Below are 23,823 nucleotides of genomic sequence, written 5' to 3'. Positions count from 1 at the left end.
TCGCCATTAATCCACCAAAACTCCGGCAATCTCATTCAAGGAGAATATAGTCAATGTGCCGTCGACGGATGCCGTTCGTGAACGATTCAGCCATACCGCGCGCATACCGGCTGCATCGGCTCCCTGGAAATCTTCGCGAAAGGAATCGCCTATATGCAGGATTTCGGCAGGCCGGACTCCCATGCCGCGCGCTACGCCATGAAAAAAATCGATTGCCGGTTTCCTGCTTCCCAGTGCTTCCGAATAATATAACGCATCGAAAAACGGAAAAATGCTGCTGTTACGCAGATCGGTGTTGCCGTTGGAAGCCGCGACAATTTTCATTCCGGAACTCTGCAACCATTGCAAAGCCGGAATGACGTCAGGATACAGGGGATAATTGGATGCGCGGTAGGTTTGCCAAACCTGCCAGAGATCGCCGGCATCGCCATCGGAACCGATTTCCGCCAGTACCCGCCGGAAGGATTCGCGCCGTATGACTTCGAAATGCGCGTCAGCAAAATCGATTTCGCTCGCCACCCCGTTCCTGGCCTCCTGCAGGCGAGACACGGAAATACGCTGACCGCTCCGCGCTTCCAACTGCCGTGCAACGGCGGATAGCGCTCCGGAAAGCATCGCACTGAAGTCGATCAGCGTGTCATCGATATCGAAACTTACGATAGCGGGAAACGGTTTGCTCATCGCTCCCATACTCGCCATCACGGCGCATCGGGCTGAAACTCAGCGTGGACGGTAACAATTTCAGTCGGCGAGCGTACCATGCACCCCAACATGGCACCGGCTTCGCCATGAGCCAACGCAATGCCGCGAGCCGCTCCGGCCACTAACGCGACCTTGCTTTTTAAGGATTTGCCGTTCATTGCAATTTCATCATTCAATTTAAAGCACGGACCCCAGCCACAAACGGATCACTTCTTTGTCGTGAAATTCCGTATCGATGTTATCTTCATCGCGCGCATTAAAGCGTGATGTTCTCTCCTGCCGCATAACACAAGCAAAGGCCGCGCCATCCATATTGCCTCACAGCATAGCGGGCCGGGCTACCGCAACTGCCGCCTGACGCGCACAAACACAACAGTAACTGCCGAAATACAAGCAGTAAGTGCTGCTCCCGTTGCAAAATCCTCCAACCACACGCCACATAACAAACGGTCCGGTATTTGCTTATGATAGCTCGAATCTTAAAACCAGCGCATCAACAACACCGCCAAAACCGGCCAATGAGGAGAAACAGTCATGCCGTACGACTCCATAGAAATCGCACTAGCAGCCGTGCGCAACGGTTCATTCGTCGTGGTAGCGGATGACGCTGCACGGGAAAACGAGGGCGATCTGATAATTGCAGCAGAAAAAATCACCCCGGAACACATGGCGTTCATGGTTCGGCACACCAGCGGCATCGTCTGCGTATCGCTGCCGCAGGAGCGTGTGAACGCATTGCAGCTGCCGCCGATGACGCATACCGGCACCGATCCGCGCCACACAGCCTTCACCGTGTCAGTGGACTTCAACAAAGGCACCAGCACCGGCATTTCCGCCGCCGACCGCAGTTCAACCGTACGCGCTTTGGCGGACTCGCGCGTCGGCATGGATGAGTTTGCACGGCCCGGCCATATTTTTCCGCTGCTCGCCAGGAAAAACGGCGTGCTGGAGCGCCCCGGACACACCGAAGCAGCCGGAGATCTGGCGCGCCTCGCCGGTCTTTATCCGGCCGCCGCCTTGAGCGAAATAGTCAACGACGACGGGCGCATGGTACGCGGGCCGGAATTGCTGGAGTTTGCGCGCCGTCACCGGCTGCCCATCATTCGCATTGCCGATCTTATCGCTTATCGCCGGCGCACGGAACGCCTGATCAAACATGAAGCCGAAGCGCGCCTGCCTACCCCTTATGGCGTATTCACTGCTCACGTTTACCGCTCCATTGTCGACGGCTCCGAACATCTGGCCCTGATCAAGGGCGAAGTCCACGGGCAACACAACGTGCTGGTCAGAGTGCATTCGGAATGCCTGACCGGCGATGTACTGGAATCCCTGCGCTGCGATTGCGGCAACCAATTAAAAATGGCCTTGGAAGCCATCTCGCGCGCCGGCAGCGGCGTACTGGTTTATCTACGCGGACACGAGGGGCGCGGCATCGGCCTTGCGCATAAACTGCGCGCCTACCAGTTGCAGGACAAGGGACGCGACACCGTCGAAGCGAATTTAGACCTGGGGCTGCCGGTGGATTCGCGCAGTTACGATGTCGGCGCGCAAATACTTACCGATCTCGGTATCACCACCCTGCGGCTGATGAGCAACAACCCAGCGAAATTCACCGAACTCGAAGGTTACCGGCTGAAAATCGTCGAACGCGTACCATTGGAACCGGAACCGAATGCCGAAAACATCGTTTATCTGCGAACCAAATCGCAAAAACTCGGACATCTGTTCGATCCGGCTACTCTCGTCTTGAAAGCAGATCATGAAAATGCGTCTTCTTCGGTTATCGGCGCATAAACCACCGGGAAGTAACGAACGCCATTTCCCGCACTGAGCGCAGCACAAACACCGCGCCCCTGTCCTGCGCAACATCATGTTGCTGACCTATCCTAACCGTTCATGGCGCATGCGTCGCCCCTTATCATGCAAAACGCGCTTGCGCCATGAACGGATTCCCTCACCCGGCCTCTCCCGGAGGGCATGGGTATCTACCCATCTCCCTTCGCCTTTCCTGGAATTTCAAACCTTCGAGGAAAGGCAAAGTCGGCGAAGGCTTGCAATTCCTCAATGGAATATTCATTCAAGACGCCCCATAGGCTGAAGCGCTTGAACAGACCATCCAGCAAAGCGGGCGCGGTGACCGGGCGCGTTCGCTTCATTTGCCGTCCCGATAAACGCACCAAAACCTCCCGCTTGCGCACCGTCTGTTCACCGGTTTCCCGCATCGGCGGCCAAGCCAGTACGCACGCCTGCGTGGCAATGAGGACGCGCCTGAATAGCGCCGGTCCGGTTTCCTGTTCCCAGCATTCCAACTGATGCCCCGCTGCCTTGAGCAGTTTGAAGAACGATTCTATCTGCCGGCGATAGTTGTACCACAAGGCAATCCGCTCTGCCGGAACAGATAACTCCACGTTGGTCGGCAGATACCATTCCGCTAGGCGTCGCATTCTGTCTCCACGTTTTGGTGAGACAACGCCGGCAACAGCCTCGCCAAACTCAAGGGTGTTCCTTGTTTATTTGACGGAAACCGCCACAATGCCTGCGCATGCGAAGCACGGCGCGTACCAGCAAACAGCGCTTTCATGCCCGCTGCCGGCTCATGCGTGCAATTGCCATGCGTGCTGACCAGGTTTTCGTACCGCCTCTTCAGCCGAGGTTTCAAGCTTTAAAAAATCTGATGCATACTACATATTCATCGCAATTTATCCGACTTGTGTAGATATCTATGCTCTCCCGGAGGGCATAGGTATCCACACAAGTTCCCTCTCCTGTGGGAGAGGGCTAGGGTGAGGGTATAAGCGTTTGAATTATCAAAAGCCTTGACGCAGGCAACGAGCGCTTTACACCCTCACCCCTCTCCCAGAAGGAGAGCGGCTTAAAAACAATGACTTATTGACTTGTGTAGATACCCATGCCCGAAGGGAAAGGGGGTCAGGTATTCGTTTCGCGATTTGCGCGATAACGATTTCATCAACGCTCAAGTTGGAGTTGGAACCGCAACAGTGCGCCTAATTCAGAGCGCATCCGGATGCTTGTGGTTTGGCGGCGGCGCACACCGGACAAGCGTCGGCGTTCAAATCCGCGCGCTCTGCCGAAAGCGTTGCGGCGGTTCGTGCATCGACCGGGCACGAAGGAACGGCGGCGCAGGTGAGCCGGATAAATAAGTATCTCATCCTGTCCGTATGTATGCGGCAGTCGCCGCTCAGTCCTGCAATTGCGTTGATTGCAGTCCTCTACAGCTCTATGGATCACTTCAATATCGAAACTTTTACAAGGCGAGCACACTGTATTAAGCTTGGCGTAGATATTGGATGGCCACCACGAACACAAGGTTCATCAGGAAATTAACAAAGAGCTTCAGACGCAAAACTCCAGCGTCGTCTTCTTAAATCCGAACGTTCGGTTCGTGAGTCACGTATTTGGTCGCTGGCCTTCATATCAAATTGAATTCATGAGAAATGACCTGAATCAGACACGCAATGAAAACCGGAACAATATGAATTTGCGGAACATGCGGTTGGAAATAAAACGGAACAACAGTATATCGTCTTACACCAGCATGCTATTTGCCTGTTTTACAGGATTTTTGCTGCTGGTTGGGGTGCTGATACATTTCAATATTTTTGAACCGGAGCCGTTGAAGCCTCGCGATCGGCTAATGGACGTCGGCATTGCTCAGTTATCAGACGCATCAGCGATCCCTGTCAGGATAGGCTTCTATATAAAGAATAACTATTCTGTCATGCCAGAAACGAAAACCTTCGATTCCGATGGATGGATCTGGCTTAGCTGGTCACAGCATGCTCAGGATATTTTGACGTCAAGAAAGATCACTCCTGAAAAATGGATCAATTTTGTTAATCAGGTAAAAGACTGGGATTTCAAGTTTAACGCGGTAAACCCGGAACCGATTCGCATGAAAGATGGGCAGTATTATCAGCGTTTTAAATACTCCGGACACTTTTATATCAACAACCTGGATTTCCATAAATATCCGTTTCACACCCTGACGCTACCCATCGTTTTAGAGTTGGTTGATTTCAGCAGTAATACGAGCGATCCTGTTTTCAGCTTGATCGCGGATGAAGCCAAATCAGGAGTGGGGACATACATCGATATCATGGGCTACCATACGAGAAATTACCGTATCACAACACAAACCCATGAATTTGGCTCAAACTTCGGACTCAATGTTCTTGGCGATAAACCTGTTCAAACGCGTCAGATTGCTATGGAGGTGGCCTATCAGCAATCTGCAAACGCTTCGATTCTTAACTATTTTCTGCCTCTCATAACAGTTATGGCGCTGGCGCTTTTTGCTCCCGCGCTTTCCTCATCACTTTTGGAGGTCCGTTTGGGAATACCTCCAACCGCGTTGTTAACACTGATATTTTTACAGCAAATTTATAAAGATAAATTACCAAATCTTCCCTACCTGACTTTTATGGATACGGTCTACAATACATGCTACCTGGCCAATGTGATGCTGTTCGCACTATTTCTGTGGGGGTCGAACCAGCTTGACCATGCATCAGAAGTAGAACGCACCCGTGTTATCGCTAAAATAGACGCTATTAATCTTCGTTTTCAGATCGGTATCGTCACCATCATATTTGCAATCATTTCGGTCAACTGGTTTTTGCTTTGTCCGAGCTATATCTGAAATGTATAAATAATTATGAATTGGCGAGGCATGCCGGGGCTTTAAGCGGGCTCGGCAGGCAGAAAACGCAAACCAGGGTATCGACCACGGTACGTTTTGACCCCGAAGTGCTGGAAACCTGCCACGCCACAGACCTTGGCTGGCAAACGCGCATGAACGATATGCTCAAGGATAAGCGCAGAGAGAGCATACGGCATAAGCCCCGATAATCCAGAGCCAAGTGTTTAAGCGAGCTGAACTACAGAGTCACCGCATGTCCGTTCAGCACCGCAGCGCTTTCATTCAGCGTACCCACCAGTTTCAGCAGCGTATCCCCCGCTGCAAACGCCGCACCTTGGCTTCCTGCCTGCTCAATCAGATAAGTATTGCCGCCAAAGTTAAACCAGCTTATGGCATGGCTTTGCAGGTTGGCCCCCTGTGCGCTTAAGGCTGCATTGACCCACGCGTCCAGCGTGGCGGTGGCAGCGCTGCCGCCGCTTGCCGTGAGGTTGGCGGCAGTGACGCCGGCGCCGACAAACTGTGTCGCATCGGCAATGCTGATGGTATCGCCCGCCTGCGCGCCGGTGATCGCGGTAATAATACTCAGGCTTCCGCCGGCGCTTGCGCCGATATTAAAGCTGTCGATCACACCCGTGGCATGTTTGCCCAGCGCTATGTTTACCGTATTGCTGCCGGTGCTGATCTGATTGCTGCCGCTACCGACCGAGATATTGGTCGTGCCGTTGATACTGCCGCTTTGGGCGGTAACAATATCGCTGAGTGTGTTATTGCCATTGCCCAGCATGAAAGTGTTGATGTTGTTGCCGCTGAGCGCGCCGGTAGTGGTGAAGCTGATGTTGCTGTTGTCGGTACCGGCGATGAGGACGATGCCGGTACTGACCGCATCGGCGCTACCGGTATAGGTCACCGCACCGCTCAGCGTCAGTTTGGATGCAGCCGCATCGCTGTGGCCGGCTACCGTGAGCGCGGCGGTGCTGCCGGTGACGCTGTAACTGGTCAGGCTGGCGGATGGGTTGAGCAGGGTCAGCGCGCTGGTGCCCTGTACGCTGATGGAGGTCAGGTGGTTGTCGACAAAGCCGTTCAGAGTGGAGTTGACCGTACCGGCAGTGATGATGCTGAGCGTGGTGATTTCCGCATTCAGGTCGGTGATGGTGTTGTCTCCTGCCGCGCTGAGGCCGGTCAGGGTCAGGTATAGCGTGGATATCGGTACGGTAGCGCTGCCGTTGATTGTGCTGCTGCTGGTGTTGCTGTCGTTGATGGTCAGCGTGCCGCCAGTGCCGGACAGGGTCAGGAAACGGATGGCATTGTCGTTGATGACGCTGCCTTGCCCATAATTGGTCAAAACCACAGTAGCCAGGCTACCCGTCAGCGTCGTGCTGTTGGCGCTGATATCGTTGAGGATAACCGCGCCGTCAGTGACTTTTCCGCTGACGGCGGCAGCCTGAGTGACGGTGACGCTGGTCGTAGCGCTGCCGCCATTGACGGTAATGCCGCCGCTGCTTATGGCGCTGCCGTCGGCGGTGCTGAGTTTCTGGGCGATGGTGATTTTGCCCCCACCGCCCACGGTGATCGCGCCGACGATCGGGCTGCTCAGGCCATTGGTGGTGGCATAGGCATCGTTGGCGGTAAGGTTGACGGCAGTGTCGTTGCCGACTATCACATTGATCAGGCCGTTGTCGTTCGCATTGGCGCCGGCGCCGGATGCAGTGGCGTTGAGTGTAGTCAAGCCGTTCCAGCTGCTGAAATTGTCGGCATTGGCTGCGCTGCCGATACGCGCGTTGCTGGCGAGATTCAGGGTATTGACGCCGCTGACCGTGGTATTGGCGGGCAAAGCGGCGCCGCCGGCGAAATCGAACAGGTTGAGCGTGGTGTTGCCGCCGGTCAGGGTGATACTGTCGCCGCTGATGAAGGTCGCCGGGTTATTGCTTCCTGCGCCGAGGATGCCGGTGAGGATGGCATTGGCGGTACTGCTGTTGATCGTGGTGACCGTGGACGGCAGCAGTCCGAGAGAAACGCCGCCGTTGAAGCCGGCGCTCTGGCTGTTGTCGGCGCTGTTGAGCAGGTTGCTCTGTACCGACGCGCTGCCGAGATCCAATGCCTGGGCGCTGCCTGTAGCCGGTATCAGCTGGGAATTGTTGTTGTACCAGCCGCTGAGATCACCGCCTTTGGCAACTCCTTGGGTAATCCAGGCGGTCCATATACCGTTGCCATCGGTGTTGCCGGTAAGACTAAGGCTGCCATCAAGAAACTGAAGATCAATACCGCTGTTGTTGGCACCCGCCACTGGCTGAGGAATATTCACTGTGATCACCTGACCGCTGGATTTACTGGTCAGGGTGGCGGTCCCGTAGTACCCGGATAGCGTGTAGTCGGAGGAGTAGCCCTGGATCTGGATGGTATAGATCTGCTGGAAACCGCTGCTGGGACCAGTAATGGCAGTTGCGGCGGCGGTAGCTGCCGCCGTCAGACTTTGCACCGTCAGCGTCTGGCTGGTTGAAGCCGTTGCGTCGGCCGTAACAGTGGGGTTGGCGACACCGAGGTTGGAGGTGGCGCCGACCATGTAATTATTGCCTTTCGCGCCGCCGCTGAAAATCTGTGTAAAGCCGGGCAATACGCTGTAAGTGCTGCTGGTTGCAGCAGCGCCGCCAATGTTACTGGCGCTGTTGCTCAGATCAAGGGTCAGAGTGGTGTCGCCTGAGTTCTGCAGCGCGGCGACGAAAGCGCTGTTGTCCAGGTCGGTGGGCGCTACCGCCACGCTGGCGAGCTGCGGCAACACCACCGTGCTGCCGGGGGCATAACCAGAAATGGAGTTTACCGTGCTGGTAAAACTGCTGAGGCTCGGTGCGGTGGCAGTGGCGATGACGACATCGTTGGCTCTTTGCAGTGCGCCGGTATAGCCGGCATTGGCGGAGTCCTGCAGCGTGTTTTGCGGCAGTGCCACGACTTGCGCCGACGGCAGCACGACATTGATGGTCTTGCCGCTGGCAGTGCCAGCTACGGCTGCGGCGGCAACGACGGCCTGGTAATCCGAGAGCGTAGCCACCGGCGGCGCGACGGTAATGCTGGCGGCGGCGCTGTTGATTTGCGAGTTGATGTAGGCGGCAGTGTCTGTTTGCTGCACCGGGTCGGCGGTGATGACATCGGATGTAGGCGTAGGCGTAGGCGTGGGCGTGGACGTGGGTGCAGATGCAGGTGATACGTTTACGGTGGAGCTAAGAACGCGCGAATCGCTATTTTCGCTGGTGTGGACTGAACCAAGCTGTCCGGGGAAAATATCAGTTGTATTGCCTTGAGTAAAATCTAGAAAGATAGTCTGCCCGTTGCTAGTGCCGGACACCTCTGCATATGTCATCCCGGACGAGTAAGTGGTTCCATTGTAGGTGTATGTAGCGCCGGAATAGGTGTAATTTCTTGCAACACTCGATAATTGGATTTGGGTAAAAGTTACTGTCGACGACGTGCCATCCGAAGACCCTGTTGAAAGGATATTCGCCGCAAGGACAGTGTGCGTAGTCCAGTCAAAGGTCATCGTTCCTGATACGGCGCCACCATCGGCTGGATAGGTGGTTCCGTTGTTGGCAACCCAGTTTGTCGCGGTAAAGTTATAGTTGACAATAATATCCGACGTGCTCACCGTCACCAGGTCATTGATCGTCGCCGAGCCTTTCGAATCGGTGAAGGTATAGGTCACGGTGCGCTGCGAAGCGGCGGCGCTGGGACTGGCGTCGCCGAATTTGATCGCGTCCGCCAGCGCCTGCACGCCGGCGTCGGTCGCGCTGCTGTTGAAGGTAAAGGTCCAGATGCCGTTGCCGCTGACCGAAGCGGCATTGGTGGCGCCGTCGCTGGTCGTGCCGATGAGCGTGGAACCGTACATCAGCGCATTGCTGTTGTTGGTATCGATCCAGATTGTGGTACTGCCGCCAGGGTTGACGCCTGCGCCGGCGGGCAAGCTCAGGCTGTCGGTTGCGGCGCTGTTGGCGGAGATTTGCACCGTTAACGACTTGGTGTTCCAGGAGCCGCCGTCGGCGGCGGTCGATACGGTGATGCCGCTGTCGAGCACGGCCGCCGCGCCGCCGAGGGTGTAGGCCGCTGCGGTGCCTGCGGTGGTGTGAGTGCCGGACGCCGTAGGCACCGAAGCGCTGACCGTCACCAGATCGTTGACCGTGGCCGAACCGACCGAGTCGGTGAAGATATAGGTCACCGTGCGCTGCGAAGTGCCGGCGCCGGCGATGCTGTCGCTGAACTTGATCGCGTCGGCCAGCGCCTGCACGCCGGCGTCGGTCGCGCTGCTGTTGAAGGTAAAGGTCCAGATGCCGTTGCCGCTGACCGAAGCGGCATTGGTGGCGCCGTCGCTGGTCGTGCCGATGAGCGTGGAACCGTACATCAGCGCATTGCTGTTGTTGGTATCGATCCAGATTGTGGTACTGCCGCCAGGGTTGACGCCTGCGCCGGCGGGCAAGCTCAGGCTGTCGGTTGCGGCGCTGTTGGCGGAGATTTGCACCGTTAACGACTTGGTGTTCCAGGAGCCGCCGTCGGCGGCGGTCGATACGGTGATGCCGCTGTCGAGCACGGCCGCCGCGCCGCCGAGGGTGTAGGCCGCTGCGGTGCCTGCGGTGGTGTGAGTGCCGGACGCCGTAGGCACCGAAGCGCTGACCGTCACCAGATCGTTGACCGTGGCCGAACCGACCGAGTCGGTGAAGATATAGGTCACCGTGCGCTGCGAAGTGCCAGCGCCGGCGATGCTGTCGCTGAACTTGATCGCGTCGGCCAGCGCCTGCACGCCGGCGTCGGTCGCGCTGCTGTTGAAGGTAAAGGTCCAGATGCCGTTGCCGCTGACCGAAGCGGCATTGGTGGCGCCGTCGCTGGTCGTGCCGATGAGCGTGGAACCGTACATCAGCGCATTGCTGTTGTTGGTATCGATCCAGATTGTGGTACTGCCGCCAGGGTTGACGCCTGCGCCGGCGGGCAAGCTCAGGCTGTCGGTTGCGGCGCTGTTGGCGGAAATTTGCACCGTTAACGACTTCATGTTCCAGGAGCCGCCGTCGGCGGCGGTCGATACGGTGATGCCGCTGTCGAGTACGGCTGCCGCGCTGCCGAGGGTGTAGCTGGCCGCGGTGCCGGCGTTGGTGTGGGTGCCGGTCACGGCGGGGGAAGAGGCGGTCGATGAGGCAGTTTCGAACAGGTTGGCGCCAATGGTCCATGCGGTACCCGTCGAGTCGGGAGTCACTTTGACTTCAACAACGCCGCCACTGCTGCTATAGCCTGAATAGAGATAGTACGATGGCGCCGTATCCAAAGAATAATAAGATGAGGTTGCATTCCAGACAGCACTTGCCGTGGCTGTATCGATCTGCGGAGTTCCGGCAACAGTCCCCGTGTTGTTGTGAACAGTTGCCACAAGACTGGCGTCCACGTTGGAAAAATTTTGATAGCTATTAACAGCGTTCAGGTAGGTGTTGCTATAATTTCCGGTGATGTAGCCCTGATCGCCGGTGGTGTACATGGCAGCGATGCTCCCATTACCCATCTTGCCATCAACGGACACAGAGCTGGAAACCAGAATGCCTGAAGAGCTGTATATATTTCCAGACACGGTTGAGTTGACGCTGGTTTCATAGAGATAGTTTCCATTAGCCAAAGCCAGGACATTTCCGTAGAAAGTCACGGTGCCAGTATTGCTCCAAACTGTGGTGGTGCTGCCTTGTTGCACTCCAGCATTATCATATATGTTGTAATTCAGTTTTTGGGTATACGAAGCACCTCCCGGGTTTATGGCACTATACTGGTATTCAACCATGAAACCGCCGCTGGTACTGGCGGCGACTGATAATTGGGAGCCGCTTGGATTGTTGCTGACGAGGATTTCATTTGTGACAGCTACTCCATTCGGATCGAAAACCCGAACAGCCATACTATTGTTGTCCGGCCGTTGATAAGCAAAAACGATATTGCCGTTGCTCAGCTCGGCCATGGACATAAACCGGGTTAGTGAGCTACCCGTTAGAGAGTTAATCTGGGTTGGGCCAACGATTTCGGTTCCCGATGAGTTCAGCACGACGAAATACGCGTTATTACTGCCTGCAGCGCCGGAGTCTGATTTGCCGTAACTGACAACGAGATCGCCATTCGATAATGCTAGGATGTCCGACCAGTTTGCGCTCGGCATGCTGACCCCGGAGAGGGTGTTGACATCTACCGCATAATTTAGGACTCCACTTGATGTGTAGCTGCGCACCCAATCGGTGGAGCCTTGCTTTAACAGGACTCCGACGTTTGCACTCGGCATACCCACGGCTTGTTGAAAACTATAAGTATTTCCAAGCCCCTGAATGACAAACGAACCTGTCGGTGATGAATTGAAGGAAAGTACTCCGGTATAACCCGATATATCCAGAGTTTTGGTATCGACGAGCCCGACTCGTCTTTCCAGCGCCCACCTTCCACCAAGAGCCGCCGACCCTGTAAGCCCCGTCGAGCCAGCCACATTCGCTCCGGTAGCAGACGCGAGATTGTTCAGAAAGCGGATTCCGTCATTTCCTGCTCCAATTTCGCAGCCGTAAAGCAACAGGTCGCCGTCTGCTTTCAACGCCGATCCAATTTCAGCCAACTCCGTTTTAGTCTCTGGCGCTGCCAGCACGACATCGGAAATAGCGTCTGTTCCCAAACGCAATTCGCCTTTTGCTCCATGCGATAGCACATGGAGCGCGTCGTATTCGTTGTGGTTCACGGCCCACTGGGCCATCTGCGACAGGCCGCTTTGTTGCGCATTAAGCAGCACGATTTCCATTCCTGCCCGGATGCCGTTCACCAGTGTTTGGTAATCGGCTACAGAGGTATCGATAAATACAACTTCTTTTTTATCGGCATCCCGAGCGGGATCGGCCGCTTGTGTCTTTGTTAATGCAAAGACAACATGCGCCGGGTCAGTTCCATTGGCATTCGTTCCCGATGTCAACCGCTCGATCTGATTTTTTTTAGCCGATGAAAAAGTGTACATAGCTATGACCCTCATGATAAAAATATTTATAAACAACAATATGAATCATTGCACTTGGCGTTAACAAGTATCAATCAGCAGCTTGCGGGTGAAGCTTATGCTCCACAGTTCTATTTATCGGCGTCCACCGGCAACAAGGGATTTCATCCAATAGCCACCAGATGGGCTGTCAAGAATGTAAAGTCCGCCAGGATTAGTACTAGTATCCGCAAAGCCTGGACAAGTAATCCCCGATAATAATTGAATGTCGAATATTTCACGGGCGCTACGACTAATGACTTGCAGCATGCCGATCACTGCGCCGTTTTTACGGTCAACCGCGACAACTCCTGCGACCAGTGGCGTGCTAACTTCGTGTATCGGTAAAGTCCAGCGGTTCACCGAGTCGCGGGGCGGTGACAAGCCGACGAATAAGATATCAGCGTGCGCGCATAGCCCTCGCGTCAAGCCGGGTAACTGCGCAAGACAGCTTTTTTCACCGCTGGCGCGATCAATTTCCAGCACTGTGCCGTAACCGCTTTCCAGCACGAATAAACGATTATCGAAAAGCCTGGGCGAATGCGGCAGGCATAAGCCTTCACATAACATGCGGTCGCGTTCAACGTCGATCAGTACGCCGTGAAACGGCGAATGTTTCCGCCACTCGGCAGGCTGATCGAATGATCCAAAAGCAGTCACATAGCGCAGTTGCCCATCAGCTACTGCCAAGCCGTTCAGATGGCAGCAATCTTCGGGTATTACCCTGGAAATAAAGGATGGATGCCAAATAGGATCAAAGTTGTATCTGCCGTCGATCATGCAAACAGCAGAGAAGCGGGTATTGGCGACCACAATGCCCCGTTGTCCGATTGCCATATCGTGAATCATGGAGTCGCCGGTAAAGAACGTCACTCGCGGTGAAAAGAACGCGTCGTGACGTTTTGGATGTTCGGGGTGTAGAGGCGCAAGCAAAGGGGAGTTGGCATATACGATAATCTCGCGATGTGTCGCAACGGCCAACCGATCGCCGTTGACCGCTATTCCCCACGCGTGGGGAATAGCGCGATGATCAACAGCAAGGTTGCCATCAGACGATAAGCCAATAAGCAACAATCCATCGGGGACGATGGTCACTGCAAGGGATAGTTTCTGCGTCGCCAATATTTCAATAAAGCTATCACTCACGCTTATCGCGAGGGCATCCTCAGCCGCGTCTGCCGGTATAACAGTAGGGTCAGCAATCCATGTTTTCAATTTTATTTACTTGTACTAACGCCAGAAATAAAGGGGCGGATAGGCTGGAAAACACTTTTTTTCAAACAATTAAAATTTATCGAAAAGCCGATGTATGCAGCTCGTACCCGTTGAATGCCTGAATATGTCCTCTGACGAGTGATATATTTTCTATAATATACGCAGAAGAAATGACGAAATTGTTAAGTGTTCATGACGATTTAATGAAATCGATTAAGACTGAAAGAAAAAGAAGATAGGCCCTGATATGTTCTATCAGAGGAGGCCGGGTACTACGGTATTAACCGGTATTGTGCTGATAAAGGACGAGAAGCCGTTGCGTCACACTTCTGCAATGCCGTCGCTGGTGCGGAAGAAAAAAGAGGGTAGATAAAAAATAATTTTTTAAACCATTTCGAGGGACAGTTCACTGTAGACGCAGCCTATCGGTAAAGTCCCGCAAAGATGATAAACCTTACGATTAAAGCGCTCCGGCTCTTTTATAGACCACTCCTTGAGTCCTTTGTATTGGCGTAGGATGATCCAGCGCCTGTTGAGGAATTTAACCATTCTAAAGCCGTAAATAGCGCTCCAAACACTGGCTTAATTCTGCCTATGAGCGAAAGTGAGTAATTTGAGTAGTTCGTGATGCGGACGTTAAAACGTTCCACCATCCCATTGGTCTGCGGATAACTCGGTGGAATCAGGCTGTGCTCGATGGTATGCCTCCGTCAGGCTTGATCAAAAGGGTGGCGCGTCCTGTCGGCTCGCGCTCGTCCTGGGCGGTATGCAATGGTCAACAAACTCGCCGACCAGATCGACCAGGTGCTTGACGCTACGCCTCAACCGACCCAGTTCCCAAACGACAAGGGTATCGCCCTCGCGTAGCCATTTCCAGCGCTTTGGCCAAACCGGACCGCTCGGCGCGGCTGCCACTGATTTTGTCATCAAATAATTTATCACAGCGCGCCTCGGTCAATGCTTCGAGCTGCAGGTCGAGGTTTTGGTCTTGCCTCGAAACGCGTGCATAGCCGATCGGCAGGTTTTTTCCAGGGGCTCTCAGCGTTAATTGCCGACAATTGACACCAACGGCATCTTGGCGCAGGATCGCGCTTTCAGTTGAATAGCCGCGTATTTATCATGCACTATGGCCGCTCTGAGTACGAACCGCCTGCCTTAACCTGGGAGTGGAAGATGGACATCAATAAAGCAAAGACCCTTTTAACCGATGCCGATCGCGACGGTTCAGTGAAAATCCACGCGGGCGTATGGCTGCTGTCTCAGGCGGCTATCGTTTCCGAGCAGCAAGGCTGGTCTGAATTCGACGCCAGCTATAACAAGGATTTCACCACGGCGCCTTACTGGATCGTTAGCGACAACGGAAATGAACCCGTGGGCGTTGCCAATGCAAATGAGCTGCAGGAAGTTATCCGATGAGCAGCGCTTCCTGCTCAAGCGGCAAAATCCGACGGCGATTTCGGCGCTATAAGCAATCACCAGACACAAAAAAGGCCGTCTATCGACAGCCTTTCTTATTTTCTGGAATCCGGGATATTCCCCAGAGTTCCCTCAACTCGCCACTGTAAACAGTAACTCGTTGTCTGTATGGCGTCCCCAAGGGGATTCGAACCCCTGTCGCCGCCGTGAAAGGGCTAAAACGGTGTTTTTAGGGGTACATACAAGTGCATTAAGGCATTGTAATCATTGACTATGTGTCATTTCGGTCTATACTGGTTTATAGGGGTTTTTACCGGCATTTTATACCAATTTTATACCAGCTAATGCGCGGTATATCTGGGGTTCAGCCGTGTTTTTATACCAAACTTTATACCAGATCAGGAAATCGTCAAAAATGGCAAGAATGACACGCGATGCAAAACTTGAAACAAGAGAGGCACGGGGGCGCTTAGAGATACCGCAAGATAAGCGCCCTTACTGGAGACAGCTTACACCGGGCGTGTTCCTGGGCTACCGAAAAAGCAAGACTGGCGGCGTATGGCTTGCGCGAATATCTGCGAATGAGGTGGGCGTAGACAGCGCCACCCCATACATTCAAAAGAACATGGGAACCGCTGATGATTTTGCCGATTCAAACGGCGCTGACATCCTGACTTATGCCGAAGCATTCAAAAAGATTCAGGCGTTTGCTGAGAGCCTGAAACAGCACGATAAGCCCAAGGGCAAGTACACCGTAGCGGATGCCGTGAAAGATTACCTCACAGAGCACTACGCAAAAGACGGCAGGTCTATCACAACGACCAAGGGAACCTATAACGTGCATATTCTCCCCCAGCTTGGTGACAAGATTGTTGTCGAGCTGAAAAGCCAGCACATCAACAAATGGCTGACTAACTTAGCCGAAGCACCCAAGCGCAACCGTGGAAAATTGGTTGAAATCGACAAGACAGACGAAGACGAAGTAAGAAAGCGCCGGGCAACGGCAAACCGGATATTGACGGCGCTAAAGGCCGCGCTAAATCATGCCTACCGAGCCGGGCGCGTAGCATCAGACGACGCTTGGCGGCGCGTGAGTCCATTCAAGCGAGCCGATGCGCCAAAGATACGGTTTCTATCCACGGATGAATGCAACAGGCTGTTAAATGCCGCTGACACTGATTTTAGGCCGATGGTGCGCGCTGGCCTTTTGACTGGATGCCGGTATGGTGAGTTAACCAAGCTCAAAGTGTCCGACTTCAACGAAAGCAACGGCTCTATCCATATCAGGATAAGCAAGGGCGGCAAGTCGCGTCATGTTCCCCTGACTGGTGAGGGCGTTGAATGGTTCGCCGAGTGGACGGCAGGCAAGGCGGGTAATGCCTTGGTATTCACCCGACCTGACGGCGATGCGTGGGGAAGGTCGCATCAAACCAGACCCATGCAGGAGGCAAGCGACAGAGCAATAATTGTTCCGGCTGTCAGTTTCCACATTCTCCGCCACGCCTATGCTTCGCTGCTGGTATCGACTGGCGTACCCTTGCAAGTGGTGGCTGACGCGCTGGGCCATGCCGACATCCGCATGACACAGCGTCATTACGGACACTTGCAGCCGTCTTATGCTGCCGAGCAGATACGCGCAAATCTACCGAGCTTTGGCGCTACCGAAAAGAAAGTGACACCTATCACAAGCCGGAAGAAGGCCAACGCATGACGGCATATTGATAACTGAAACGCTACACTATACAATCATCCTATGATAAAAACATTCAGGCACAAAGGGCTTCAAGCCTTTTTTGAATCAGGCAGCAAAGCAGGCATACAGCCACATCATGCGCCGCGCCTGCTGCGACAACTGACCCGCCTTGATCTGGCAACATGCGCTGCTGATATGAATGTACCGGGCTGGGGCTTGCATCCGCTTATAAGCAATCTGGCCGGACACTATTCTGTTTCGGTTAATGGTAATTGGCGCATGACCTTTACCTTTGAAGGTGAGGATGCCGTACTGGTTGATTATCAGGACTATCACTAGGAGCAATGAAGATGACTCGAATATATAACCCGCCACATCCCGGCGAAACGCTGAGAGAGGACGTGCTACCCGCTTTAGGCTTGACCATCACCGAAGCCGCTACCCAGCTCAACGTAACACGCGCCGCGCTGTCTCGCGTGCTAAATGGACGCGCTGCTATATCGCCGGAAATGGCGCTAAGGCTGGAAGGTTGGCTAGGCGTGGAAAACGGTGGACAGGCTGATTTGTGGCTGACGCAACAAGCCGCCTATGATTTGTGGAAGGCGCGGCAAACCGGCGCACCACTGGTACGGCGCGCGGATATATCGCCCACTGCATTGACTATTTGAAGTATACCTATCACCACCCGGAAGAAGGCCAACGCATGACGGAGCGCAAATTCATTTCCGCGTTAGATGTGATTGGCGGAATTGCCGACCGTATAGAGCTACCGCCACACTTCCAAGATAAAATAACATCAACCGGGAAAATATCCGCAACAGCGGCGGCTGACTTTTGGGCGGAGCATAACCCAAAAATTGAACGCATGAGATGCATTTCTATTGCGGCACGGATGTTAAAGGCATCATTAAGCGACCCTAAACACAAGACACTTCAAACCATGGATAAGGATTGTATGGGCTTTCATTCATGCGCCGGTGATAAACAAGAAATCTTAAATCTACTGACTGACGCTCAAATGTGGGGGAATAACCTGCTTAGTTACTATTGCGACACGTTCCGCAGTGCCATTACTCAAGGCGATAGTGTATTGAAAACGGAAGGCAACCCCGCCTGTTACGATCTGCTGCCTTTAATTAATATGGGCTTTGATCGTGTTGAATTGGTTTCATTCCTTAATAAAGTCGGAATCGCTCACTCATTAGCGGAACCCCAAAAGCTAACGGTTAACCAGCGAAGGGATATAGATTTTAAGGCGTGGAAGGATGCAACGAGACCGGCTATAGGCGAAGGCATGACAAAAGTGCTGATACACGAAGCATTGCTACAATGGAGTAGTGATCTATCGTTATGGTGTGTTGATTTTGAGACGTTCAAGGCGTGGTGGACACGTTCAACAGTAGTTCCAAAACTGAGTCCAGGAACAGGAAAACGCAAAACAGCGCCAACCTGATAATTTCGGTAATGTGGTAAATCGTCAAGGCGCGTATATCGCGCCTTTTTTGTGCCAGCTAGATGCGGCGCGGGCTGCAATGTGGTAAGGAAAATAAATCAATAATTTACCATATTTACCATATTTTTTATCTTAAAAAATGAGTATTTAATGTGAATCCTTATAAACCTGTAAGGATAACCAGAACCATGAAACAACAACAAAGCGCAACCATCCCCCCGCTGATGAGCCTGCCCGTTTTCTTCCATCTTTTCGGTATTTCGAAGGGCGCTTTTTATAAACTCCCCGAAGGAAAACGTCCGCGCGTTGTCAGAGTCGGAACGAAACCACTGATCCGCGACGTTGACGCCTTGGCGTGGCGCGACGCGCTGGAGGAGTAAAATAATGACCCTGCATAACGAAAAAACCGCCACCGGCTGGCACCGGGAAGCGGCTTCTATAGATCGAATCAACAATGCAATTATAGCACTTCCAGCCGATGACCGGGAAATCTGGTTACGCGCTGGAATGGCGATCAAGTCAGAACTGGGCGACGATGGATTCACCATCTGGAGCAACTGGAGCCAGAGCGCTGAAAATTACCGCGCTACCGATGCACGCGATGTCTGGAAATCGTTTAAAACCGGCAAGGTAACAATCGGCACTTTATTTTATCTCGCCAAACAAAACGGATGGACAAATGCCGGACGCACCCGGCGACCATCACGCGCCGAGATTGAACAGCGCAAACGGACGCGACAGGAAACAGAAGCCAAGGAACAGACCGAACGCGAGGCGGCGCACCAAGCTGCAAAATGCAAAGCGGAACAGCAATGGCGCGTTGCTCGACCGGCACCAGTCGATAACTGGTATTTGCAGAAAAAGCACGCCCAGCCCCACGGTATCCGCTGTCAGGGCGATGTTCTGCTTATCCCGATGCAGGACGAATGCGGTGAGATATGGAACGTCCAGAAGATCGACCGGCTACATGGTAAGCGCTTCATGTATCAGGCGCGTGTTTTCGGCCTGTTCCACGTCATCGGCGAACTGACAGAGGCCATTCTGATTTGTGAGGGTTACGCCACTGGGGCGACGATTCACGAACAAACCGGGTATCAAACCTATGTGGCATTTACAGCCGGAAACCTAATGGCCGTGGCTCAGACCGTGCACCGTCTGAATCCCGGCAAGAAGATAACCCTATGCGCAGACAATGACCGGCACACGGCAGGTAATCCCGGCGTTACCAAGGCTAATGCGGCGGCGCTTGCGGTTGGCGGCCATGTCGCTATTCCACCGTTCCCTGATGGCGTGCCGGGTACTGACTTCAATGATTTGCACGTTTACCGTATGGGTTTGGTAGCAGGGGCGTGCCATGAATAGCACTCTGGAAGCGCCTACTTGCGACATTGAAAAAATGCCCGTCGATACAGAAATGCACATCGAAAACGGCGACGACCATTCTTTTTCGGCTCCAGAAATTCATAACGACGTACAGCAAGTACAGGAAGTACAGCCGGACGGCGACCGGATAACCGACCTCATTGAATCCGCCGAACTGGCGACAGACCCCAACGCGGCGATTATTACCGACATGCTGGCGCGTCTGGCTGACGATTGCGGCGCGGTATTCGAGACGGAAGTTGTCGCGGCTATGCGAGCGCTTCAGGAGGAAGACAAGCCCGAGTTTATGAGGCTGCGCGCCAAGATCAAGAAAATCAACCCCGACGCACTACTGAAATATCTTGATAAGGCAATCAGGGGCGACAGCGGCGAAAGCGACGATCAGTCACTATCTGGCCAGCTTGTCGAATTTGTACAGGAACGCGCAGAACTGTTTCACGATCAGGACAAGAGCGGATATGCCAGTTTTCCGGCAGGAGATCACCGGGAAGCATGGCGGCTCGACTCGAAAGGGTTCGCTGAATGGCTGGACGCCGAGTTCTATCGAGAATCGAAAATAATACCAAAGGAAGCACCACTAAGAGATGCGTGTCTTGCGCTGAATGGTATCGCCAAGTATGACGGCGAGCAAAAGGAAGTTTCCATCAGGGTAGCGAAAACAGATACCGGCTATGCCGTCGATCTGGTCAACGACGCATGGCAGAGCGTGAGTATTAATGCCGGTTCGTGGCGCGTGGATAGTTCGCAGGCGGTAGTATTCAGGCGCACATCTACGATGCGAGCCTTGCCGCTCCCGTTGGCGGCTGGCGCTGGCAACATCGAATTGTTGTGGCAGTGCATCAACTGTGCTGAATCAGCGCGGAATATGTTGCTGGCGTGGATGCTCGAATGCTTGCGCTCAGATACGGCGTTCCCTGTATTTGAGATCGTAGCCGAACAGGGAAGCGGCAAATCCAAGGTGCAATATTTTATCCGTGAACTGATTGACCCCAATCAAGTGAACCTGCGCGGTAGACCCAAGACCATAGAAGACATCTATATCAGTGCCACCAACTCATGGCTAACCAGTTTTGAAAATCTGTCACACCTGACTGACGACATGCAAGACGCATTCTGTGTACTCGCAACAGGCGGCGGATTTGCTGGCCGCACGCTGTATACCAACGCCGAAGAAACCGCCGTATCAGTGAAGCGACCTATCGCCATGAACGGCATCAGTGTACTGGCTACCCGTCAAGATTTGGTTGATAGGCTGGTGCATGTGGAAATCGAACCGATCAGCGCCAGCCAACGCAAAACAGAAACCGAGCTTGACGCGCTTTTTGATTCATACCGTGCGGCAATCTTCACCGGCCTGCTTGATCTGTTCGCGGCGGCACTGGAAATTCTCCCAACTATCCAGATAGAACACTTACCGCGTATGGCTGACTTTGCCATGCTGGGCGCTGCTGTTTATGCTGCGCGTGGCGTGGAGAATCCGACACAGGCATTCATGGACGATTACAACGGAATGCGGAAAGAATCCATCCATAGGACTCTGGAAAGTTCGCCAATTGCCGGAGCGATTCAAGCGTATCTGGAATTGTACCCTTACGGTACAGAGTTCTTATCTGGCAAGTTGGCGCTGGATGCGCTGCAACAATTCAAGAATGACGGCGACGGCTGGCCTAAATCAGCAAAGGGATTTGCCGATGCAATCCGACGCTTGTCTCCAGCGTTGCGGGTTATTGGCATCCGGGCGGAAGTTGCAAAAAAACGCGGCGAGCATGGCTACCCGGTCACGATCAAGCCCATCAAACAAACCACGGCTGTACATCCTGTACTTGCTGTACATGAAAATAAGTTTTCCAGCGCAAAAAACAGCCCACCTGAAAATGAAGTACAGGCTGGCGGCAGGTATCAGGAATCGTTTTAATGAGTACGCTACTGGATAGACTACAAGCGGCTGGCTGTACGCTGGCGCTGGATGCAGACGACAAGTTACTTGTCGAATCCGATACCCCACTGACCGAGGAACAGCGCGACTATATCCGCACTCACAAAGAACGCCTGATTGCCGAGATTGTCAGCATCGGGCGATTGTCCGAACCCATACTGCGATGCGGCGGCAGGCGCTGGGATTACCAACGCGGGGAATGGCAATCATAACTTGTCAGATACACGCATAAGCCCTGCTATCGGGTAGGGCTGTGTTTCCAGCCTCAAAAACAATAGCCAATCACAACCCCCGCACGGGTTACAGCGGCAAAACAACACCAAGAATGCACCAGCACAGCAAAACCGCACCAAGGCGCTTGTAGTCGCTAACAGCCTCACACTTTCGCACCCAGTCACCCCGGCTTTAACGGTATAATCCAGCCACCAAGATACAAGGATTTGTGTCCACTATGCCCTGATTCACCCGCGCATTTTCCGCATATTTTAACCTACTACGCCTTTTTGAATAAGGCTGTATTCGTGAACGCTTACGCGCACCAGTCGTCCGCCACTTGGCGGGTGCGATCACAATTTTATGTGGAGAATAATATTGAAATATAACACTTTTAAGCAGAGTTACGCCCATGCCCACACTTGAGTTTAAGGGGAAGCAGTATATTTACTCCCACCATCATTCCGTACCTTTTCGGGAATTACTGATTAACGAGAAAAAGTCTTTTCCTGCACACGGCAAAAAACCGAGCTTGGATGATAACCTGATTATCCACGGCGATAATCTGCACGCGCTCAAAGCCCTGATGCCGCACTATGCGGGAAAAATTAAGTGCATCTATATTGATCCGCCTTATAACACGGGTAATGAGGGCTGGTGTTATAACGATAATGTTAATTCACCATTGATGAAAGACTGGATAAGCAAAAACGCTAATCCAGTCGATAAAGAGGATATGCAACGCCATGATAAATGGCTTTGTATGATGTATCCACGCCTTAAATTATTGCATGAGTTGCTTAGCGATGATGGGGTGATTTTCGTGAGTATTGATGATAATGAATTATATAATTTACGCTGTGTTTTAGATGAAGTATTTTCTGACCAAAACTGGGTTGGAACAATTGTTTGGAAAAATGCTACAGATAACAACCCAACCAATATATCTGTAGAGCACGAATATGTTTTATGTTTTTCAAAAAAGAAAGATAGTCTTGTAAATATATGGAAATCTGCAAAATCAGATATAAAAAACAAATTAATTGAAATAGGTACTCAGCTTGTCAAAGAACATAAAGAACAATCCTTGCTTCAAAAAGCATATACCGATTGGTTTAGAGTAAACAAACCTTATCTTTCAACCTTGGATAGGTATAAATACATAGATAATGGCGGAGTATATACAGGTAGCCAAAGTGTTCATAACCCTGGGCGAGAAGGATACAGATATGATGTTATACACCCAACAACAAAGAAGGCGTGTAAACAACCTCTTATGGGTTATCGTTTCCCAAAAGAAACTATGGAAAAATTGATCGAAGAAGGAAAAATACTTTTTGGAGAAGATGAAGATAAAATAATTGAGTTAAAAGTATATGCCTTTCAATATGAGGATAAATTACCAAGTCTAATTAGTTTAGATGGAAGACTTGGTGCTTATGAATTTAAGTCGATACTTCATGATTCAAAGAAATTTGATAATCCTAAGCCATCGCAATTTATAAAGCAAATACTGGCTTATGTGCTAGGAAAAGATGATTTAATACTAGATTCCTTCGCAGGTAGCGGCACGACAGCTCACGCCGTGTTGGACTTAAACAAAGAAGACGGCGGAAACCGCAAGTTTATCCTTGTTGAAATGGAAGACTACGCCGATCCGATCACAGCCGAGCGTGTGCGCCGTGTGATAAAGGGAGTGCCGACCGCCAAGGATGAAAAGCTAAAAGCGGGGCTTGGTGGAAGTTTTACCTTCTGCGAGCTTGGTAAAGAAATCAGCATTGAAAAAATTATCACGGGTGAATCCCTGCCCGATTATGGCGCACTCGCGCAATATGTGTTTTACACGGCAACAGGGAAAAGCCTTGAAAAGCAAACCACGCAAAGACCTGATTATTTTGTTGGGGAAACGGATTTATACGAGGTTTATTTAATTTATAAACCCGACATTGCTTTTTTGCGCTGCAATGATTCCGCCCTGAACGATACCAAGCTACAAGCGATTGCCGCCCGTAACAGCAAAAAAGAAAAACTGGTTTTTGCCACAGCTAAATACATGGGACAAAAGGAGCTATCCAGCCAAAACATTACCTTTTGCCAGTTGCCCTATGCCATTCATAAAGTAGTGGGGGGGTAAGGG

General features: G+C 52.6%; 19 protein-coding genes and 1 pseudogene. 13 read left to right on the top strand and 7 right to left on the bottom strand.

Translation table 11 applies throughout. The annotated features are described in order from the left end of the window. Nucleotides 1–6 precede the first annotated feature (6 nt). Together F6R98_RS08720 and F6R98_RS08715 are read right to left on the bottom strand one after the other, a co-directional pair. Entirely contained in the window at nt 7–681 is a 675-nt protein-coding gene (locus F6R98_RS08720) for an HAD family hydrolase (protein ID WP_194270197.1), read from the bottom strand. Nucleotides 682–698: 17 nt separating this feature from the next. After that, on the bottom strand, nt 699–860 hold the full coding sequence (locus F6R98_RS08715) for a hypothetical protein (RefSeq protein WP_153248689.1): 162 nt from the start codon (nt 858–860) through the stop codon (nt 699–701). A gap of 376 nt (nt 861–1,236) precedes the next feature. Between F6R98_RS08715 and F6R98_RS08710 the strand changes: the two genes are divergently transcribed. Further along, on the top strand, nt 1,237–2,496 hold the full coding sequence (locus tag F6R98_RS08710; RefSeq protein WP_153248688.1) for a bifunctional 3,4-dihydroxy-2-butanone-4-phosphate synthase/GTP cyclohydrolase II: 1,260 nt from the start codon (nt 1,237–1,239) through the stop codon (nt 2,494–2,496). A gap of 490 nt (nt 2,497–2,986) precedes the next feature. Here the strand turns inward: F6R98_RS08710 and F6R98_RS22985 are convergent. After that, nucleotides 2,987–3,137: pseudogene (locus tag F6R98_RS22985) on the bottom strand (IS4-like element ISPpr4 family transposase); the annotation flags it as partial. Between the two features lie 1,013 nt (nt 3,138–4,150). Here F6R98_RS22985 and F6R98_RS08700 point away from each other — a divergent pair. Both F6R98_RS08700 and F6R98_RS08695 read left to right on the top strand, forming a co-directional pair. Then, nucleotides 4,151–5,362 (top strand): ligand-gated ion channel, encoded by a 1,212-nt coding sequence (locus F6R98_RS08700; RefSeq protein ID WP_194270196.1) that lies wholly within the window; start codon nt 4,151–4,153, stop codon nt 5,360–5,362. Further along, the gene (locus tag F6R98_RS08695) at nt 5,344–5,571 is read left to right on the top strand and encodes a BrnA antitoxin family protein (protein WP_228125176.1); all 228 of its coding nucleotides are present in this window, start codon (nt 5,344–5,346) and stop codon (nt 5,569–5,571) included. The genes F6R98_RS08700 and F6R98_RS08695 overlap by 19 nt, the downstream gene beginning before the upstream one ends. 29 nt (nt 5,572–5,600) lie before the next feature. On the opposite strand, the gene F6R98_RS08690 is transcribed toward F6R98_RS08695, so the two are convergent. The 4 genes from F6R98_RS08690 to F6R98_RS08680 all read right to left on the bottom strand — a co-directional run bounded on the left by F6R98_RS08690 (nt 5,601) and on the right by F6R98_RS08680 (nt 14,607). Next, complete coding sequence (locus F6R98_RS08690; RefSeq protein WP_194270195.1) at nt 5,601–12,359, bottom strand: DUF4347 domain-containing protein; 6,759 nt, start codon at nt 12,357–12,359, stop codon at nt 5,601–5,603. A gap of 114 nt (nt 12,360–12,473) precedes the next feature. Continuing rightward, nucleotides 12,474–13,592: a TIGR03032 family protein gene (locus F6R98_RS08685; protein WP_194270194.1), complete on the bottom strand. Its 1,119-nt coding sequence runs from the start codon at nt 13,590–13,592 to the stop codon at nt 12,474–12,476. 720 nt (nt 13,593–14,312) lie between these two features. Next, nucleotides 14,313–14,417, bottom strand: coding sequence for a hypothetical protein (locus F6R98_RS22980; RefSeq protein ID WP_455423476.1), 105 nt, complete (start codon nt 14,415–14,417; stop codon nt 14,313–14,315). After that, entirely contained in the window at nt 14,407–14,607 is a 201-nt protein-coding gene (locus F6R98_RS08680; protein WP_455423475.1) for a recombinase family protein, read from the bottom strand. Before F6R98_RS08680 ends, F6R98_RS22980 begins: the two co-directional genes overlap by 11 nt. A gap of 158 nt (nt 14,608–14,765) precedes the next feature. On the opposite strand from F6R98_RS08680, the gene F6R98_RS08675 reads away from it, so the two are divergent. The 10 genes from F6R98_RS08675 to F6R98_RS08630 all read left to right on the top strand — a co-directional run bounded on the left by F6R98_RS08675 (nt 14,766) and on the right by F6R98_RS08630 (nt 23,820). Continuing rightward, nucleotides 14,766–15,008, top strand: a complete 243-nt coding sequence (locus tag F6R98_RS08675) for a hypothetical protein (RefSeq protein WP_153248682.1) — start codon at nt 14,766–14,768, stop codon at nt 15,006–15,008. A gap of 370 nt (nt 15,009–15,378) precedes the next feature. Further along, entirely contained in the window at nt 15,379–16,719 is a 1,341-nt protein-coding gene (locus F6R98_RS08670) for a tyrosine-type recombinase/integrase (protein WP_194270193.1), read from the top strand. A 42-nt stretch (nt 16,720–16,761) separates the two neighbouring features. Beyond that, nucleotides 16,762–17,040, top strand: a complete 279-nt coding sequence (locus F6R98_RS08665; protein ID WP_153248680.1) for a type II toxin-antitoxin system RelE/ParE family toxin — start codon at nt 16,762–16,764, stop codon at nt 17,038–17,040. A gap of 11 nt (nt 17,041–17,051) precedes the next feature. Continuing rightward, nucleotides 17,052–17,369 carry a HigA family addiction module antitoxin gene (locus tag F6R98_RS08660; protein WP_153248679.1) on the top strand — a complete coding sequence of 106 codons (318 nt, stop codon included), beginning with the start codon at nt 17,052–17,054 and terminating at the stop codon, nt 17,367–17,369. A gap of 35 nt (nt 17,370–17,404) precedes the next feature. Continuing rightward, nucleotides 17,405–18,154 (top strand): hypothetical protein, encoded by a 750-nt coding sequence (locus F6R98_RS08655; RefSeq protein WP_194270192.1) that lies wholly within the window; start codon nt 17,405–17,407, stop codon nt 18,152–18,154. A gap of 188 nt (nt 18,155–18,342) precedes the next feature. Further along, the gene (locus F6R98_RS08650; RefSeq protein WP_153248677.1) at nt 18,343–18,534 is read left to right on the top strand and encodes a hypothetical protein; all 192 of its coding nucleotides are present in this window, start codon (nt 18,343–18,345) and stop codon (nt 18,532–18,534) included. A gap of 4 nt (nt 18,535–18,538) precedes the next feature. Next, on the top strand, nt 18,539–19,516 hold the full coding sequence (locus tag F6R98_RS08645) for a PriCT-2 domain-containing protein (protein ID WP_153248676.1): 978 nt from the start codon (nt 18,539–18,541) through the stop codon (nt 19,514–19,516). Further along, complete coding sequence (locus F6R98_RS08640) at nt 19,509–21,452, top strand: hypothetical protein (RefSeq protein WP_153248675.1); 1,944 nt, start codon at nt 19,509–19,511, stop codon at nt 21,450–21,452. The genes F6R98_RS08645 and F6R98_RS08640 overlap by 8 nt, the downstream gene beginning before the upstream one ends. Next, the gene (locus tag F6R98_RS08635) at nt 21,452–21,685 is read left to right on the top strand and encodes a hypothetical protein (RefSeq protein WP_153248674.1); all 234 of its coding nucleotides are present in this window, start codon (nt 21,452–21,454) and stop codon (nt 21,683–21,685) included. The genes F6R98_RS08640 and F6R98_RS08635 overlap by 1 nt, the downstream gene beginning before the upstream one ends. 413 nt (nt 21,686–22,098) lie before the next feature. Next, nucleotides 22,099–23,820, top strand: coding sequence for a site-specific DNA-methyltransferase (locus tag F6R98_RS08630; protein WP_153248673.1), 1,722 nt, complete (start codon nt 22,099–22,101; stop codon nt 23,818–23,820). The last annotated feature ends 3 nt before the right edge of the window (nt 23,821–23,823 follow it).

Origin of the sequence: Candidatus Methylospira mobilis (assembly GCF_009498235.1) — a bacterium.
Lineage (GTDB): Bacteria > Pseudomonadota > Gammaproteobacteria > Methylococcales > Methylococcaceae > Methylospira > Methylospira mobilis.
The sequence above is the reverse complement of the archived record's forward strand: the minus strand, read 5'-3'. Positions and strand labels throughout refer to the sequence as shown.